This is a genomic window from Salmonella sp. A7, assembly GCF_020181675.1.
In the GTDB taxonomy this organism is placed as follows: domain Bacteria; phylum Pseudomonadota; class Gammaproteobacteria; order Enterobacterales; family Enterobacteriaceae; genus Salmonella; species Salmonella enterica.
Map to the genome: position 1 here is coordinate 285,255 of NZ_CP084001.1, position 15,843 is coordinate 301,097.

The 15,843-nt window shown below is 54.2% G+C and carries 17 protein-coding genes; 8 read left to right on the plus strand and 9 right to left on the minus strand.

Annotated features, from left to right (window positions below):
- Positions 1-2 precede the first annotated feature (2 nt).
- The gene (locus tag LCS67_RS01280) at positions 3-560 is read right to left on the minus strand and encodes a DcrB family lipoprotein (protein ID WP_001245277.1); all 558 of its coding nucleotides are present in this window, start codon (positions 558-560) and stop codon (positions 3-5) included.
- A 72-nt stretch (positions 561-632) separates the two neighbouring features.
- Complete coding sequence (locus tag LCS67_RS01285; protein ID WP_001531644.1) at positions 633-1,298, minus strand: 7-cyano-7-deazaguanine/7-aminomethyl-7-deazaguanine transporter; 666 nt, start codon at positions 1,296-1,298, stop codon at positions 633-635.
- Positions 1,299-1,467: 169 nt separating this feature from the next.
- Between LCS67_RS01285 and tusA the strand changes: the two genes are divergently transcribed.
- The gene (tusA, locus tag LCS67_RS01290; protein ID WP_001541054.1) at positions 1,468-1,713 is read left to right on the plus strand and encodes a sulfurtransferase TusA; all 246 of its coding nucleotides are present in this window, start codon (positions 1,468-1,470) and stop codon (positions 1,711-1,713) included.
- Positions 1,714-1,736: 23 nt separating this feature from the next.
- On the opposite strand, the gene tcp is transcribed toward tusA, so the two are convergent.
- From tcp to LCS67_RS01305, 3 genes are all read right to left on the minus strand, one after another.
- Positions 1,737-3,380: a methyl-accepting chemotaxis citrate transducer gene (tcp, locus tag LCS67_RS01295; RefSeq protein WP_000789669.1), complete on the minus strand. Its 1,644-nt coding sequence runs from the start codon at positions 3,378-3,380 to the stop codon at positions 1,737-1,739.
- 199 nt (positions 3,381-3,579) lie between these two features.
- Positions 3,580-5,778: a Zn(II)/Cd(II)/Pb(II) translocating P-type ATPase ZntA gene (gene zntA, locus LCS67_RS01300; protein ID WP_000106673.1), complete on the minus strand. Its 2,199-nt coding sequence runs from the start codon at positions 5,776-5,778 to the stop codon at positions 3,580-3,582.
- Positions 5,779-5,858: 80 nt separating this feature from the next.
- Positions 5,859-6,485 carry a lysoplasmalogenase gene (locus LCS67_RS01305; RefSeq protein ID WP_000964735.1) on the minus strand — a complete coding sequence of 209 codons (627 nt, stop codon included), beginning with the start codon at positions 6,483-6,485 and terminating at the stop codon, positions 5,859-5,861.
- Between the two features lie 141 nt (positions 6,486-6,626).
- Here LCS67_RS01305 and LCS67_RS01310 point away from each other — a divergent pair, with 141 nt between their 5' ends.
- Complete coding sequence (locus tag LCS67_RS01310; protein ID WP_000042850.1) at positions 6,627-6,998, plus strand: DUF2500 domain-containing protein; 372 nt, start codon at positions 6,627-6,629, stop codon at positions 6,996-6,998.
- Between the two features lie 21 nt (positions 6,999-7,019).
- On the opposite strand, the gene LCS67_RS01315 is transcribed toward LCS67_RS01310, so the two are convergent.
- Together LCS67_RS01315 and rsmD are read right to left on the minus strand one after the other, a co-directional pair.
- Positions 7,020-7,289: a DUF1145 family protein gene (locus LCS67_RS01315; protein WP_000906762.1), complete on the minus strand. Its 270-nt coding sequence runs from the start codon at positions 7,287-7,289 to the stop codon at positions 7,020-7,022.
- On the minus strand, positions 7,279-7,875 hold the full coding sequence (gene rsmD, locus LCS67_RS01320) for a 16S rRNA (guanine(966)-N(2))-methyltransferase (protein ID WP_000753844.1): 597 nt from the start codon (positions 7,873-7,875) through the stop codon (positions 7,279-7,281). The genes LCS67_RS01315 and rsmD overlap by 11 nt, the downstream gene beginning before the upstream one ends.
- Before the next feature lie 125 nt (positions 7,876-8,000).
- Between rsmD and ftsY the strand changes: the two genes are divergently transcribed.
- The 5 genes from ftsY to livJ all read left to right on the plus strand — a co-directional run bounded on the left by ftsY (position 8,001) and on the right by livJ (position 13,720).
- Positions 8,001-9,476, plus strand: a complete 1,476-nt coding sequence (gene ftsY, locus LCS67_RS01325; protein WP_023213327.1) for a signal recognition particle-docking protein FtsY — start codon at positions 8,001-8,003, stop codon at positions 9,474-9,476.
- A gap of 2 nt (positions 9,477-9,478) precedes the next feature.
- Positions 9,479-10,147, plus strand: coding sequence for a cell division ATP-binding protein FtsE (ftsE, locus tag LCS67_RS01330; RefSeq protein WP_000617729.1), 669 nt, complete (start codon positions 9,479-9,481; stop codon positions 10,145-10,147).
- Positions 10,140-11,195 (plus strand): permease-like cell division protein FtsX, encoded by a 1,056-nt coding sequence (gene ftsX, locus LCS67_RS01335; protein WP_001081707.1) that lies wholly within the window; start codon positions 10,140-10,142, stop codon positions 11,193-11,195. Before ftsE ends, ftsX begins: the two co-directional genes overlap by 8 nt.
- 245 nt (positions 11,196-11,440) lie before the next feature.
- Positions 11,441-12,295, plus strand: coding sequence for an RNA polymerase sigma factor RpoH (rpoH, locus tag LCS67_RS01340; RefSeq protein ID WP_000159621.1), 855 nt, complete (start codon positions 11,441-11,443; stop codon positions 12,293-12,295).
- Positions 12,296-12,616: 321 nt separating this feature from the next.
- On the plus strand, positions 12,617-13,720 hold the full coding sequence (gene livJ / locus LCS67_RS01345) for a branched chain amino acid ABC transporter substrate-binding protein LivJ (RefSeq protein WP_001528146.1): 1,104 nt from the start codon (positions 12,617-12,619) through the stop codon (positions 13,718-13,720).
- Positions 13,721-13,803: 83 nt separating this feature from the next.
- Here the strand turns inward: livJ and LCS67_RS01350 are convergent, their stop codons facing one another.
- Together LCS67_RS01350 and panM are read right to left on the minus strand one after the other, a co-directional pair.
- A complete protein-coding gene (locus LCS67_RS01350) occupies positions 13,804-13,938 on the minus strand; it encodes a hypothetical protein (protein WP_001517957.1) in 135 nt (44 codons plus the stop codon).
- On the minus strand, positions 13,916-14,299 hold the full coding sequence (panM, locus tag LCS67_RS01355; protein WP_000778873.1) for an aspartate 1-decarboxylase autocleavage activator PanM: 384 nt from the start codon (positions 14,297-14,299) through the stop codon (positions 13,916-13,918). The genes LCS67_RS01350 and panM overlap by 23 nt, the downstream gene beginning before the upstream one ends.
- Before the next feature lie 421 nt (positions 14,300-14,720).
- On the opposite strand from panM, the gene livK reads away from it, so the two are divergent.
- A complete protein-coding gene (livK, locus tag LCS67_RS01360) occupies positions 14,721-15,830 on the plus strand; it encodes a high-affinity branched-chain amino acid ABC transporter substrate-binding protein LivK (RefSeq protein ID WP_000822976.1) in 1,110 nt (369 codons plus the stop codon).
- The last annotated feature ends 13 nt before the right edge of the window (positions 15,831-15,843 follow it).

The window sequence follows — 15,843 nt, forward strand, 5'->3', positions numbered from 1 at the left end:
GGTTACTTAATAACTAACGTATTGATGATGTTTTCAGCCGTGGTTTGCGCTTTTTGCTGATTGTCCGCAGGCAGCGTGACCTGAATCGTCAGCAATTGGTTATCCACTTTGCCCAGCACGATGGAAGAGTACGCTGTCTGGCCCTTCGCGGAGATAATGCTGTCCAGTTGTTGCAACGTATGGCCTTTGAGCTCAATAGACTTATTGGTGACGACCTGAAGCTGCGGGTCGCGGCTACGCTGTTGCTCAAGCAGGCGGTTCGCCAGCACTGGCAACGCTTCATCGGTATTATCGCCGACGATAACAATCACCGCTTTCTGGCCCGTCGGGTCAGAATAAACGTGCATATTATTCGCCTGGGTGCCCAGCTTACCGCTTTGATCGGTCATATCCGCCGGCAGTGAGAAACTGAGTTTGCCATCCATCAGGCTGATGGGCTGACCGGAGGCCTGGCTTTCTGCGGCGGCGCTTTCTGCCGACGCTTTTGTATCGTTGTTATCACAGGCCGCAAGCCCCATAACCAGCAGGCCAATACCGGCATATTTAACCAAATTGCGCATTGACTTCTTCCTTTCGATAAACGGCCATAACGGCTCATTCGCTCATCTTATCACAACTCGGAAAACGAACCTTTAACTTGCCGGTAATGGGGAAATTTCAGATTTATCTGCCAGCTTTTTCAGCAACATATTCAGTAGAACGCCGTACATCGGCAGGAAGAAAATAATGCTGATGAGCACCTTAAAGCAATAATCCACCAGCGCAATTTCCATCCAGTGCTCGGCCATAAAGGCATCGGGGCTTCGCCAGAACGCAATGAAGAAAAAGGCAAGGGTATCGCTGATATTGCCAAACAGCGTTGAAGCGGTCGGCGCCAGCCACCAGCGACGATTTTGGCGCAGGCGGTTAAACACATGGACATCAAGGATCTGTCCCAGCGCGTAGGCCATAAAGCTGGCGGCGGCGATACGGGCGACAAACAGATTAAAGTTCGCCAGCGCGGCGAAACCTTGCCAGGCGCCCATATAGAACAGCGATGACACCACATACGACACCAGCAGCGCGGGGATCATGACGGCGAAGATAATGCGGCGCGCCAGCGGTGCGCCAAAAATACGCACGGTAAGATCGGTGGCGAGAAAAATAAAAGGAAAACTAAACGCGCCCCAGGTCGTGTGGAAACCAAAAATAGTGATGGGGAGCTGCACCAGATAGTTACTGGAAATGATCACCAGTAAATGGAATAGCGATAGCCAGAACAACGCTTTTATGCGCTGTGATTGTGTAAACGGAGTCATATTGTGACCTTTTTGTTGGATGGGGTGAGGGAACCCAATAAAGAACCGCCGCATAATACTGTTTTGCGCTGGCATTGCAATGGCTAATTTTCACGCAATCGTTAACCTGCCTGGCTTACTGACGAAGATGGGCGTAAAATATCGCCGTTTTTCTACCATTGAGACGAAGATGAGCGATCTGTTTTCCTCCCCTGACCATACGCTTGACGCCCTGGGGCTGCGTTGCCCTGAACCGGTAATGATGGTGCGCAAAACGGTGCGCAACATGCAAACTGGCGAAACATTGCTGATTATCGCCGACGATCCGGCGACAACGCGTGATATTCCGGGGTTCTGTACCTTTATGGAACACGATTTGCTGGCGCAAGAGACGGAGGGTCTGCCGTACCGCTATTTATTGCGTAAAGCGCATTAACCGCACGGCAGATAACATTCTGATTAGAAGCTTTCCCAGTTCGCCTGTTCTGCGGCGGGCTGTGGCGTTAAACCTTTGCTTAACGGCGTTGGCGACGCCTCCCGACGAGGCTGTTTCTGGATGCGGAACGCGGCGACCGCCTGACGAAGTTCGTTAGCCTGATCTTCCAGCGCCGCTGCCGCTGCTGCGGATTCCTCTACCAGCGAGGCGTTTTGCTGCGTCACGCTGTCCATTTCCGATACCGCCTGCGCCACCTGCTCAATGCCTTTGCTTTGCTCATCGGAGGCAGAGGCGATTTCGCCCATAATATCGGTCACGCGAGTCACGGCGTTGACGATCTCTTTCATGGTTTCTCCCGCTTCGCGTACCTGCGTAGAGCCGGTATCAATGCGCGACACGGAGTTTTCAATCAGCACTTTGATCTCTTTGGCGGCCTGCGCGCTACGGCTGGCCAACGTACGTACCTCTCCGGCCACGACCGCGAATCCTCGCCCCTGTTCGCCGGCGCGGGCGGCTTCTACCGCGGCGTTCAGCGCCAGGATATTAGTCTGGAAGGCGATACCGTCAATCACGCTGGTGATGTCCACGATTTTTTCCGAGCTTTCGGCGATATCGTTCATGGTATTCACTACGTTATCCACCACGCGTCCTCCTTTACGCGCGGTTTCTGATGCGGTTTTCGCCAGACCCGTCGCCTGTCGTGCGTTATCGGTGTTTTGCCGTACCGTGGCGGTTAACTGTTCCATGCTGGCGGCGGTCTCCTCCAGCGCCGAGGCCTGCTGTTCGGTACGGGAAGAGAGGTCGCTGCTGCCAGCGGAAATTTCGCCTGCGCCAGTATAGATAGAGTCTGCGTTATCGCGCACCGCGCTGACGGTACGGATTAACGACTGCTGCATCGTTTTGAGACCGGCGGCCAGTTGACCCATTTCACTGCGTCCTTCAGCCTCTATCTCATGGGTAAGATCGCCGTCAGCAATAGTTTGAATGTGCGCCATAATCCGTTGCAGCGGGCGGAGTAGAACGCGTTGCAGCCCCAGCCAGATAAACGCCAGTACGATGAGCACGATAAGTAGAATTATCCCCAGCGTCCATTGCATCTGGGTAAAACTGCTCTGATTCTGATCGCTGGCTAATTTTATTAATTGCGCATTTTGAGAGAGCCACTGGTCATATATCTGCTCCATGTCATCCTGCGCTTTTTGCGCGTCAAGGTTGCCATAGGCGGCGTAATTATCGGCTTTAAGATAGTGGATAGACTGCTGCAAAACGTCATACATCTGCTTAAAGCTGGCTTCGGCCTGGGCATCCAACGCCGGATCTTTTCCCGCGATCGCTTCGGAGTTCACGTAGTTGTTGAAATGTTTTTCCGCTTCGTTGAGCGACGCGCCAGCGTTGGTTAACAGCGTGTTCATGGCGTCCAGCGAGGCGGGATCGCGCTGATTTTTTAACATGCGTATCGCCACGCGGTTAATGGTAACGCGGGTTTCGATCAATGTCTGAAAACTGCCGCCCAGTTCCTGTTGTTGGTAACTCAGCGCGCTCGCATTCTGGAAATTCAGCCGATCGCTGCTGACGGCGGAATAAAACAGTATTCCTGTCACCAGCAATAAGGCGCTAAATATGCCCAGCGTCGCGATAACGCCGGTGATGACTTTGATATTTTTCATAGTGCCTAACATTCCTTATTTTGTAGACGGTATGATCAATATCGGTTGGATAAAAATTAACCTTACATCAAATCACGCTATTTCTGATTAATGGTTTGATAAGTAATAGAAAATAAATAATTTTCGCGTGAATAATATGTACAAAGAAAGGAATATCGCGGGATAACCCGGCGACACGACGCCGCCGGGTGGGAGAAGATTAGTTTTTACGCAGCAAACGTAGCGCATTGGCGGTCACCAATACCGTGGCTCCCGTATCCGCCAGGATTGCCAGCCATAGCCCGGTAAAACCCAGTAGCGTCGTCACCAGGAAAATAGCTTTCAGCCCCAGCGCAATGGTGATGTTCTGCCGGATATTCGCGTGGGTAGCGCGCGCCAGCGTAATCATCTGCGCTAACCCGCGCAGACGGTTATGAGTAAGGGCGGCGTCAGCCGTTTCCAGCGCGACGTCAGTACCGCTGCCCATCGCAATTCCGATACTGGCGGCTTTCATCGCGGGCGCATCATTAATGCCGTCGCCCACCATCGCCAGCGGCGCTTGTTGGTTAAGGGCGGTGACTGCCCGCACCTTGTCTTCCGGCAGTAGTCCGGCTTTAAACGCCAGATCCAGCTCGCCGGCAATCGCTGCCGCCGCCCGTGGGTTATCGCCGGTCAGAATCACGCCGTTAACGCCTAACTGATGCAGTTCGCGGATGGCGTCGCGCGCATCGTCACGCAACGTATCCTGGAGGGCGAGGACGCCAACAACGGTCTCGTTACGTAGCACCAGAACCACCGTCTGCCCGGCGTTTTCCAGTTCGCTAATTTGCCCGGCAAACGCTGCCGCAGGCTGTTTTCCCGCCGCGCAAATCAGAATACGTTCGCCGTTAACCTGCGCTTCAATTCCGGTGCCGGCCAGCGTTCGCTGCGATTCCGCCGTCGGGATCGCCAGATCGCGTGTCTGCGCTTCGCGGACAATAGCCTGCGCCAGCGGGTGCGTAGCGCCTTGTTCTACGGCTGCCGCCAGCGCCAACAGTTCAGCCTCGCTGATACCGCTTGCCGGATGAATCGCCGTCACCCGTGGTTTACCGATGGTCAACGTACCGGTTTTATCAAAGGCAACCTGCGTGATACGGCCCAGTTGCTCCAGCGCTGCGCCGCCTTTAATCAATGCGCCGCGCCGTGCCGCCGCCGCCAGCCCGGAGGTAATGGCCGCGGGCGTGGAGATCACCAGCGCGCACGGGCAGCCGATGAGCAGCAGCGTCAGCCCTTTATAAATCCACTCCTGCCAGCCGCCATCGAACATCAGCGGCGGAATAAGCGTCACCAGCAGCGCGATGACCATAATGACTGGCGTGTAGATGCGGCTGAAACGGTCAATAAACCGCTCAATGGGCGCACGGCGCTCTTCCGCCTCTTCAATCAGCGTCAGGATACGGTCAATCGCGCTGGCGCCAGGTTCAGATAGCACCTCCAGGGTGACGAGACGGTCAACGCTGGTCGCGCCTGCCGGGACTTTGTCGCCCGTTGCGCGCTCCACTGGGATAGACTCGCCGGTGAGCGCGCTTTCATCAAAGCTGGCGAAACCGGAAACCAGTTTACCGTCGGCGGGTAAACGCCCCCCGGCGGCGACTTCGATAATATCGCCCGGTCGCAGGGTATTAATAGCGACCTCTTCCCGTACGCCGTCGCGCAGACGGGTCGCCGTTTCCGGTTTAAGCGCCATTAACGCGCTGACGCCTTTACGGGCGCGGCTGGCGGCCCATCCTTCCAGGCGCTCGCCGATGAGGAACAGCAGCAATACCATTGCCGCCTCCGCCGTCGCGCCAATAAACAGCGCGCCAATGGCGGCGACGCTCATCAGCGTTTCAATAGCGAACCAACTGCCGCTTTTCATCAGCCGCAGCGCCTGGCGGGCAATAGGATACAGACCGACCAGAGTGGTGACGATAAAGGCCAGTTGGCCGAACGGGTGGTTAAATTGCTCCAGCCCCCAGCTTATCGCCATCATAATGATCAGCGTAATAAGCGGCAGGTTCTCTTTAAGACGAGATTCAGGCGCGGCGTCGCGCGAATCTTCGCTACGCAAGGTATAACCCGCCTTCTGTACGGCGCGTTCAATTTGCGCGCGGAGGTCGGTGTCGGCATCGACCACTAACTTTTCGGTGGCGAACAGCACTTGCGCCTGGTTGACGCCGCGAATTTGGCGTACCGCATTCTCCACTTTTCGAGCGCAGGCGGCGCAGTCCATGCCGGAGATTTTCCAGGTATAGCGCGTGCCTGCCACGGCAGTAGAAACAGGCGCGCTGGACGCGCAATGTTCTTCGCAGCAGCAGCTATCGGCCTTCTGTATTGCCGGGGCTAATCTGAAGGAGGTAAAGGGCGGGACTTTTTTGCCATCGGTATCAGGGGTCGACATAACGTCCTCCGGTTGATGATAATTTTCTCATTAACCGGAGGATACACTCTGGAGTCGACTCCAGAGTCAAGCGCTATTATTTACAGGTACAGCGAGCGAACAATCAGGAAGTGTCCGGCAAAGTAGCAGGCGGCGGCAATCGCGTTATCCGCCCGGAAACGGCGGCGGTAATGGCTACCCAGCCAGACGATATTGCCGATAAACAGCAGCGTCGCGCCGGTAAAGGCCGAAAGGGCTGGCGCCGTTGGGCGGAAGAACCACAGTTCGCCCGCCAGCCAGACCATGACCAGCGTCATGGCGATAAAAGTACATACCGGCCAGCGTAGCTCCTCCAGTCGCGTCCAGATAACGGCGATAAGCAACGCGCCGACTATCAGTAACGCCAGCGGCAGCGGCCAGAAGAACGACAACGTCATTTGGCTGGCAAAGTAAATGGTGTAGAGCAGATGCGATAAGAAAAATGCCCCGACGGCGTACAGCAGGCGTTGACGCGGTAAGAGCGTTAACGCATCGCCGACCAGCGAGGCGCACAGCCCGGCCAACACAAGATAACTGATGGCGTCAAACATCGGCGCTTGCCAGGCCAGTAACAGCAACAGTAATAACGTGACGGGCTTAAAAACCCAGCGTTGCCAGGCTGGCCCGCGATAGGAGGCGTCCACATACAGCCATGCGGACAGGCAGACAGCGATAAACGACCAAAGCATCTTAATTCCTTGAATTCGTTATTTTTTCGCAAACGGTATGCTTGCGGCTCTATTATTCAGTGTAGAGGCCGTGACGGTCAGATGACAACACTATAACGGGCAGGGTATGCTTATTTCCGCATTTTCTGACAGGTTAACAGTATGAGTAAGCCACCGCTTTTCTTCATTATAATCATTGCATTAATCGTAGTTGCCGCGTCGTTCCGCTTCGTTCAGCAACGGCGGGAAAAAGCCGCTAATGAGGCGGCGCCGTTACAGCAAAAGCTGGTCGTGGTCAGCAATAAACGGGAGAAGCCGGTTAATGACCGACGCTCTCGCCAGCAGGAAGTGAGCCCGGCGGGAACCAGTATGCGCTATGAGGCAAGTTTTAAGCCGCTCAATGGCGGTCTGGAAAAAACGTTCCGTTTACAAGCGCAGCAGTACCACGCTTTGACGGTGGGCGATCAAGGTACGCTGAGCTATAAGGGAACGCGGTTCGTCGGGTTTGTTAGCCGTACCCCGGATAACGAATAAACCGTCATCCGGCAGCAAACGTTATTTTTTGTTCTTAAACTTCTTCTGCCAGACCAGCAGCTCAAACACGCCGAACAGGAAAATGCGGATTTTCTCTCCCGTCGTCATCTGCGGACCCTCTTTCGGTATCGTTGATTTCAGCAACGCCAACTGCATACCGTGCATCAGCGCCATGAACACCAACGCCACGTTGACGAAGATATTGAGCGGGCGCGGGAAGGGTTGCACCAGATTAAGAATCAAAAATGCCCACACGAAGAGCATTAATAAGCGGCCCAGATTAATCAACATCATTTTCTCCTTGCGCGTCGCGCTGATACAGACGATAAGCGACCTGTCCGGCCACCTTTTCTCGATACAATGCCCAGTTCGCCGGAACGGGCGGCAGACCGTTTTCCACCTCGCTTTCTACGTAGATTAGCGCGTCGTCGGCCAGCCATCCCTGGGTTTCCAGCAATTGTAACGTCTCTTCCAGCAGCCCTTTACGAAACGGCGGGTCGACAAAGACGACGTGATGCGGCGTTCCCGGCTGGCTGAGGAAGGCCAGAGTATTGGTATTGACGACGCGAGCATTGTTGGCTTTCAGCGTCGCCAGATTTTTTTGCAACTGCTGCGATACGGCGCGATCCATTTCCAGTAACGTTGCCTGGGCCGCATAACGCGATAGCGCCTCCAGGCCCAGAGCGCCGCTGCCGGCAAAGCAATCCAGACAATGGGCGTCTACCATTACCGGAGCCAGCCAGTTAAATAACGTTTCGCGCACGCGATCGGTGGTGGGACGCAGACCCGGGCTGTCCGGAACCGGTAATTTACGGCCACGCCATTGCCCGCCAATAATGCGGATTTGGCCGCTGCCAGAGTGAGTCGTTTTTTTCATTTCTCTTGCTCGAACCGCCTGTTGCAAGTTATTCCAGGCGGTGATGTGAATTAAGTTAAGTGATAGACTATTTCATCATTTTTTTAGCTTCCATGTATATAGCGCCGCGAGGGGTGTAGTCGCAGATGGCAAAACAGAAAAAACGTGGCTTCTTTTCCTGGTTGGGCTTCGGTGATAAAGAGCAGAAGCAGGAACAGACCGAAGAACAACAGATTGTTGAGGAACAACGACCGGTTGAGCCCCCTGTTGAAACGGCGGCAGACGTAGATGCGCAAACGCCCGCGCACAGCAAAGCAGAAACCGAAGCCTTTGCGGAAGAGGTGGTGGACGTTACTGAGAAAGTTCAGGAGAGCGAAAAACCGCAGCCGGTAGAGCCGGAGCCCGCGACGGCTGTTGAGACGGCAGCGCCGCAGATCGCGGTGGAACGCGAAGAATTGCCGCTGCCGGAAGAGGTCAAAGACGAGGCTATCTCGCCGGAAGAGTGGCAGGCCGAAGCGGAAACCGTAGAGGTCATTGCCGCGGTAGAAGAAGAGGGCGAAAACGCGGCGAAATTCACCGACGAAGAGCTGGAAGCGCAGGCGCTGGCCGCTCAGGCGGCGGAAGAGGCGGTGATGGTTGTTCCGCCAGCGGAAGAAGACGCGCCGGTGGAAGCGATCGTTCAGGAGCAGGAAAAACCGACTAAAGAAGGTTTCTTTGCCCGCCTGAAACGCAGCCTGCTGAAAACCAAAGAAAATCTCGGTTCCGGATTTATCAGTCTGTTCCGCGGCAAGAAAATCGACGATGATTTGTTCGAGGAGCTGGAAGAGCAGTTGCTCATCGCTGATGTCGGGGTAGAAACCACGCGTAAGATTATCGCTAATCTGACGGAAGGCGCCAGCCGCAAACAGCTTAAAGATGCCGAGGCGCTGTATGGTCTGTTGAAAGACGAGATGGGCGAGATTCTGGCGAAGGTAGACGAACCGCTTAATATTGAAGGTAAAACGCCTTTTGTTATTCTGATGGTTGGCGTGAACGGCGTGGGTAAAACCACTACTATCGGTAAACTGGCGCGCCAGTTTGAGCAGCAGGGTAAATCAGTGATGCTGGCGGCGGGGGATACTTTCCGCGCGGCGGCGGTCGAACAGCTACAGGTCTGGGGACAGCGTAACAACATTCCGGTTATCGCCCAGCATACCGGCGCGGACTCCGCCTCGGTGATTTTTGACGCTATCCAGGCCGCGAAGGCGCGTAATGTGGATGTATTAATTGCCGATACGGCAGGGCGTTTGCAGAACAAGTCGCACCTGATGGAAGAGCTGAAAAAAATCGTTCGCGTCATGAAAAAGCTGGACGAAGAAGCGCCACATGAAGTTATGCTGACCATTGACGCCAGCACCGGACAGAACGCGGTAAGCCAGGCCAAACTGTTCCATGAAGCGGTAGGCTTAACCGGTATTACCCTGACCAAGCTGGACGGTACGGCGAAAGGCGGGGTGATTTTCTCGGTAGCTGACCAGTTTGGCATTCCTATTCGTTACATTGGCGTGGGCGAACGTATCGAGGATTTGCGTCCGTTTAAGGCGGACGATTTTATTGAGGCACTTTTTGCCCGAGAGGATTAACAATGATTCGCTTTGAACATGTCAGCAAGGCCTATCTCGGCGGGAGACAAGCGCTGCAGGGAGTGACATTCCATATGCGGCCAGGCGAGATGGCGTTTCTGACCGGCCACTCCGGCGCGGGGAAAAGTACCCTGCTGAAGCTAATCTGTGGGATTGAGCGGCCCAGCGCCGGCAAAATCTTCTTCAGCGGGCATGATATTACGCGCCTGAAAAACCGCGAAGTGCCGTTTTTGCGCCGCCAGATTGGGATGATTTTCCAGGATCACCATCTGCTGATGGATCGCACGGTCTATGACAATGTGGCGATACCGTTAATCATTGCCGGTGCCAGCGGCGATGATATCCGTCGTCGTGTGTCGGCGGCGCTGGATAAGGTTGGACTACTGGACAAAGCGAGAAACTTCCCGATTCAACTCTCCGGAGGCGAACAACAGCGCGTGGGCATCGCCCGCGCGGTGGTCAATAAGCCAGCGGTATTGCTGGCGGATGAACCGACCGGGAACCTGGACGACGCATTGTCGGAAGGGATTTTACGTCTGTTTGAAGAGTTTAACCGCGTAGGGGTGACGGTACTGATGGCGACGCACGATATTGGACTTATCTCCCGTCGTTCCTATAGGCAGCTCGTCCTGAGCGATGGACATCTGCATGGAGGCCTGGCCAATGAATAGGCGCGACGCGATTAACCAAATCAGGCAGTTCGGCGGACGGTTGGATCGACTGCGTAAGTCTCGCGGCGGAACAGGCGGCGGGCGCAACGCGCCAGGACGCCAGAAGCCGACGCCGAAACCGAACTCACGTAAAACAAATGTCTTTAATGAACAGGTGCGCTATGCCTGGCACGGCGCGCTGCAAGATCTGAAAAGCAAACCGCTGGCGACGTTTCTGACGGTGATGGTGATCGCCATCTCCCTGACGCTGCCCAGCGTCTGTTACATGGTCTATAAGAACGTCAACCAGGCGGCGACTCAGTACTATCCGTCGCCGCAGATCACCGTTTATCTGCAAAAAACGCTGGATGATGACGCGGCGGCGCGGGTTGTTGGGCAGCTTCAGGCCGAGCAGGGCGTTGAGAAGGTCAACTACCTGTCCCGTGAGGACGCGCTGGGAGAATTCCGCAACTGGTCGGGTTTTGGCGGCGCGCTGGATATGCTGGAAGAGAACCCGCTGCCGGCGGTGGCGGTGGTGATCCCCAAGCTGGACTTCCAGAGTACCGCCTCGCTTAATACGCTGCGCGACCGTATCTCGCAGATTAACGGCATTGACGAAGTCCGCATGGATGATAGCTGGTTTGCGCGCCTGGCGGCGCTCACCGGGCTGGTGGGCCGCGTGTCGGCGATGATTGGCGTGCTGATGGTCGCGGCGGTCTTCCTCGTTATCGGCAACAGCGTGCGCCTGAGCATTTTTGCCCGTCGCGATACCATTAACGTGCAAAAGCTGATTGGCGCGACCGATGGCTTTATCCTGCGTCCGTTCCTCTATGGCGGCGCGTTGCTCGGTTTTTCCGGCGCGTTTCTTTCACTGATATTGTCTGAAATTTTGGTGATGCGTTTATCATCGGCGGTGACTGAAGTGGCGCAGGTCTTCGGCACGAAGTTTGATCTCAATGGCTTATCGTTCGATGAGTGCCTGTTGCTGCTGCTGGTCTGTTCCATGATTGGCTGGATCGCCGCCTGGCTGGCCACGGTGCAACATTTACGTCACTTTACTCCCGATTGATAAAATCGTGGTATAATCTTTCCCTGCAATGGGCTTCCGTTCGCAGGGAAAGAGTCCCTGTTGTCTCTTCCCCGCGCGTCATCTTTATGTCACAAGATTTGTGCAAATTATGCACAGTGTTACATTGAACTTGTGGATAAAATCACTGTCTGATAAAAGAGTGGGTGATATTCTCGTTGCTCATCGGCTTTGGCACGGTTGTTGCTCGCTGACGGTGCCAGGCAATACTGATTGAGAGGATTTGAATGACCAAAGAAATGCAAAATTTAGCTTTAGCCCCTGTTGGCAACCTGGAATCTTATATCCGGGCGGCGAACGCGTGGCCGATGTTATCGGCTGACGAGGAGCGGGCATTGGCTGAAAGGCTGCATTACCAGGGCGATCTGGAAGCAGCTAAAACGCTGATCCTGTCTCACCTGCGCTTTGTTGTTCATATTGCTCGTAACTATGCGGGCTATGGTCTGCCGCAGGCGGATTTGATCCAGGAAGGCAACATCGGCCTGATGAAAGCCGTACGTCGTTTTAACCCGGAAGTAGGCGTGCGCCTGGTTTCCTTCGCCGTACACTGGATTAAAGCAGAAATTCACGAATACGTGCTGCGTAACTGGCGTATCGTTAAAGTCGCAACCACGAAAGCGCAGCGTAAGCTGTTCTTTAATCTGCGTAAAACCAAGCAGCGTCTGGGCTGGTTTAATCAGGATGAGGTTGAAATGGTGGCGCGCGAACTGGGTGTTTCCAGTAAAGACGTGCGTGAGATGGAGTCGCGTATGGCGGCGCAGGACATGACGTTTGACATGTCTTCGGACGATGAGTCCGACAGCCAGCCAATGGCGCCGGTGCTGTATCTGCAGGATAAATCGTCTAACTTTGCCGACGGCATTGAAGACGATAACTGGGAAGAGCAGGCCGCCAACCGACTGACCGATGCGATGCAGGGGCTCGACGAGCGTAGCCAGGATATTATCCGCGCTCGCTGGCTGGACGAAGACAATAAGTCTACGTTGCAGGAGCTGGCCGATCGTTACGGCGTCTCCGCTGAGCGTGTGCGCCAGCTTGAAAAGAACGCCATGAAAAAGCTTCGCGCTGCGATCGAAGCGTAATCTTCGCGAATTGCCAATGAACCCTCGAATGTGAATTCGGGGGTTTTGTTTTTTGTAGGCCGGATAAGGCGTTTACGCTGCCATCCGGCAACACGTTTGCCCGATGGCGCTTCGCTTATCGGGCCTACGGGCCCTTCCTCTCCCCCACCGACACAAATCTGTTATCTGAATGTAAATTTAGCTATTCCAAAGTAATAAAAATCGGGTATGTTTTAGCAGAGTATGCTGCTAAAGCACGGTTAGCTAGCCAATAATCGAAATAAAGTGCTGAACAATAACACCACAACACACGTAACAACCAGAATAATGGGGATTATCAGGATGAATATGAAGGGTAAAACGTTATTGGCAGGATGTATCGCCCTGTCATTAAGCCATATGGCATTCGCAGAGGACATTAAAGTCGCGGTTGTCGGCGCGATGTCCGGTCCGGTAGCGCAGTATGGCGATCAGGAGTTTACCGGTGCGGAACAGGCAATTGCCGATATCAATGCGAAAGGCGGTATTAAAGGCGATAAGCTCGTCGCGGTGAAATATGACGACGCCTGTGACCCGAAACAGGCGGTAGCTGTCGCTAACAAAGTGGTGAACGACGGCATCAAGTATGTTATCGGTCACTTATGCTCCTCTTCCACACAGCCAGCGTCTGATATCTACGAAGACGAAGGCATCCTGATGATAACCCCGGCGGCGACCGCGCCGGAGCTGACCGCACGCGGCTATAACCTGATTTTGCGTACCACCGGTCTGGACTCTGACCAGGGGCCAACGGCGGCAAAGTATATTCTGGAGAAGGTAAAACCGCAGCGCATCGCGATTATCCACGATAAGCAGCAGTACGGCGAAGGGCTGGCGCGCGCGGTGCAGGACGGTCTGAAGAAAGGCGGCGTTAACGTCGTATTCTTTGACGGCATCACCGCCGGCGAAAAAGATTTCTCCACTCTGGTAGCGCGTCTGAAAAAAGAGAATATCGACTTTGTCTACTACGGCGGTTATCACCCGGAAATGGGGCAGATTTTGCGCCAGTCCCGCGCCGCAGGGCTGAAAACTCAGTTTATGGGGCCGGAAGGGGTCGCGAACGTCTCGCTGTCTAACATCGCCGGAGAGTCGGCGGAAGGCTTACTGGTCACCAAACCGAAGAACTACGATCAGGTGCCAGCGAACAAACCGATTGTGGATGCCATCAAAGCCAAGAAACAAGATCCTAGCGGCGCATTCGTGTGGACCACCTACGCCGCGCTGCAATCCTTACAGGCGGGGCTGAACCACTCCGACGATCCGGCGGAAATTGCCAAATACCTGAAAGGCGCCACGGTCGACACCGTAATGGGACCGCTGTCGTGGGATGAGAAAGGCGATCTGAAAGGATTTGAGTTCGGCGTATTTGACTGGCATGCGAACGGTACGGCGACAGACGCTAAGTAATTTTCCTGGCGCCTTTCGCGCTGCAGGTGCGTTGGCTACGTTATTCAACCCCGGTCACTTACTTATGTAAGCTCCCGGGGATTTCATAACTTGCCGCCTGCCTGCAACGCGAAATTCTTGGAAAATTGCGAGGTGGTTTTTATCTTTTCTCCCGGCATGTAGGCCGGATAAGCGTCAGCGCCATCCGGCTTTCTTTTAGCGCTTCTCCCAGCCGTCATGCTGGGCGGTAAAACCTAACGCCTGCATAAACGCGGCCATCACGCTGCGGTCTTCAACACCGACATCCGCCATCCACCACGACGAGACGTTGGGATTATCGCGGATGACTTCTTCTACCAGGTATTGCCCGACGCCGCGACGACGGGTGATTTCACGCACGCGTAAGGAATCCAGCGCGCCCTGCGTTCCGCTCAGCGTCACTCTTACGGCGCCCAACAAACGCTCGTTAAACCGCGCGGCATAAATCCGGTGCGTTTCATCTACGCTTAATGAGGAGGCGGAATATTCCGGCCAGATTTTGCCCAGATCGATCTGATCCTGAGCGCTAAAGTGTTCTAAACGAAGGATAGTCAGCTTCATCGACGGCTTGTCCCGATTTCAAAAGATGCGATCAGTGTACCGAAACAGGCAGGCCAGATGCTTTCTCTTTTTTGTGTCATTTACCAGGTTATTAATTTTTTAACAACGATAATTACAGTTTGAAGCATTAGAGAATGGAAAACAGGCAGCATAATTCCCTGAATGCTAGTGAATTATTCCGCTTAATATGCCGTTATTTTATGCTGACAAGCGTGCTTTTTTTTGTTTATCTATAGCGAAAAGCAGAATATTATCTTTCCTTAATAGACTGAAAAATAGAGATTTTAATCTTATTATGCTTTAAATGCTGCGCTAACTCATTAATGAGTCAGTAAAAAGCGCACCATTTATAAAAAGTACAGTCTGCTTTTTAACCAGCAAAAAACAAAACATATAACATCACGAATGGGGATACAGGCACATGAAACGGAAAGCGAAAACAATAATCGCAGGGATTGTTGCATTAGCAGTCTCGCAGGGGGCAATGGCAGATGATATTAAAGTCGCCATAGTCGGGGCGATGTCCGGCCCGGTAGCGCAATGGGGCGATATGGAATTTAACGGCGCGCGCCAGGCCATTAAAGACATCAACGCTAAAGGCGGTATTAAAGGCGATAAGCTGGTCGGCGTAGAGTACGATGATGCCTGCGATCCAAAACAGGCGGTGGCGGTGGCCAACAAAATCGTTAACGACGGTATTCAGTACGTTATTGGTCACTTGTGTTCTTCTTCTACTCAGCCAGCATCCGATATCTATGAAGATGAAGGTATTCTGATGATCTCCCCGGGGGCGACTAACCCGGAGCTGACCCAGCGCGGCTATCAGTACATTATGCGTACCGCCGGCCTGGACTCCTCCCAGGGGCCAACAGCCGCGAAATATATCCTGGAAACGGTGAAACCGCAGCGCATCGCTATCATTCACGATAAACAGCAATACGGCGAAGGACTGGCGCGCTCCGTGCAGGATGGTCTGAAGCAGGGCAATGCCAATATTGTCTTTTTTGATGGTATTACCGCCGGTGAAAAAGATTTCTCCGCCCTGATTGCTCGCTTGCAAAAAGAGAATATCGACTTTGTGTATTACGGCGGCTACTACCCGGAAATGGGGCAGATGCTGCGCCAGGCGCGGGCTAATGGCCTGAAAACGCAATTTATGGGGCCGGAAGGCGTGGGTAACGCGTCGCTGTCCAATATTGCGGGCGGTGCGGCGGAAGGCATGTTGGTGACGATGCCAAAACGTTATGACCAGGACCCGGCGAATAAAGCGATTGTCGAGGCGCTGAAAGCCGACAAGAAAGATCCCAGCGGTCCGTATGTCTGGATCACCTACGCCGCCGTCCAGTCACTGGCGACCGCAATGACGCGTAGCGCCAGCCATGCTCCGCTGGATCTGGTGAAAGATCTTAAAGCTAACGGGGCTGATACCGTTATTGGGCCGCTGAAATGGGATGAAAAAGGCGATCTTAAGGGATTTGAATTTGGCGTCTTCCAGTGGCACGCCGACGGCTCGTCAACCGTCGCGAAGTAATGCCAGAAGATAA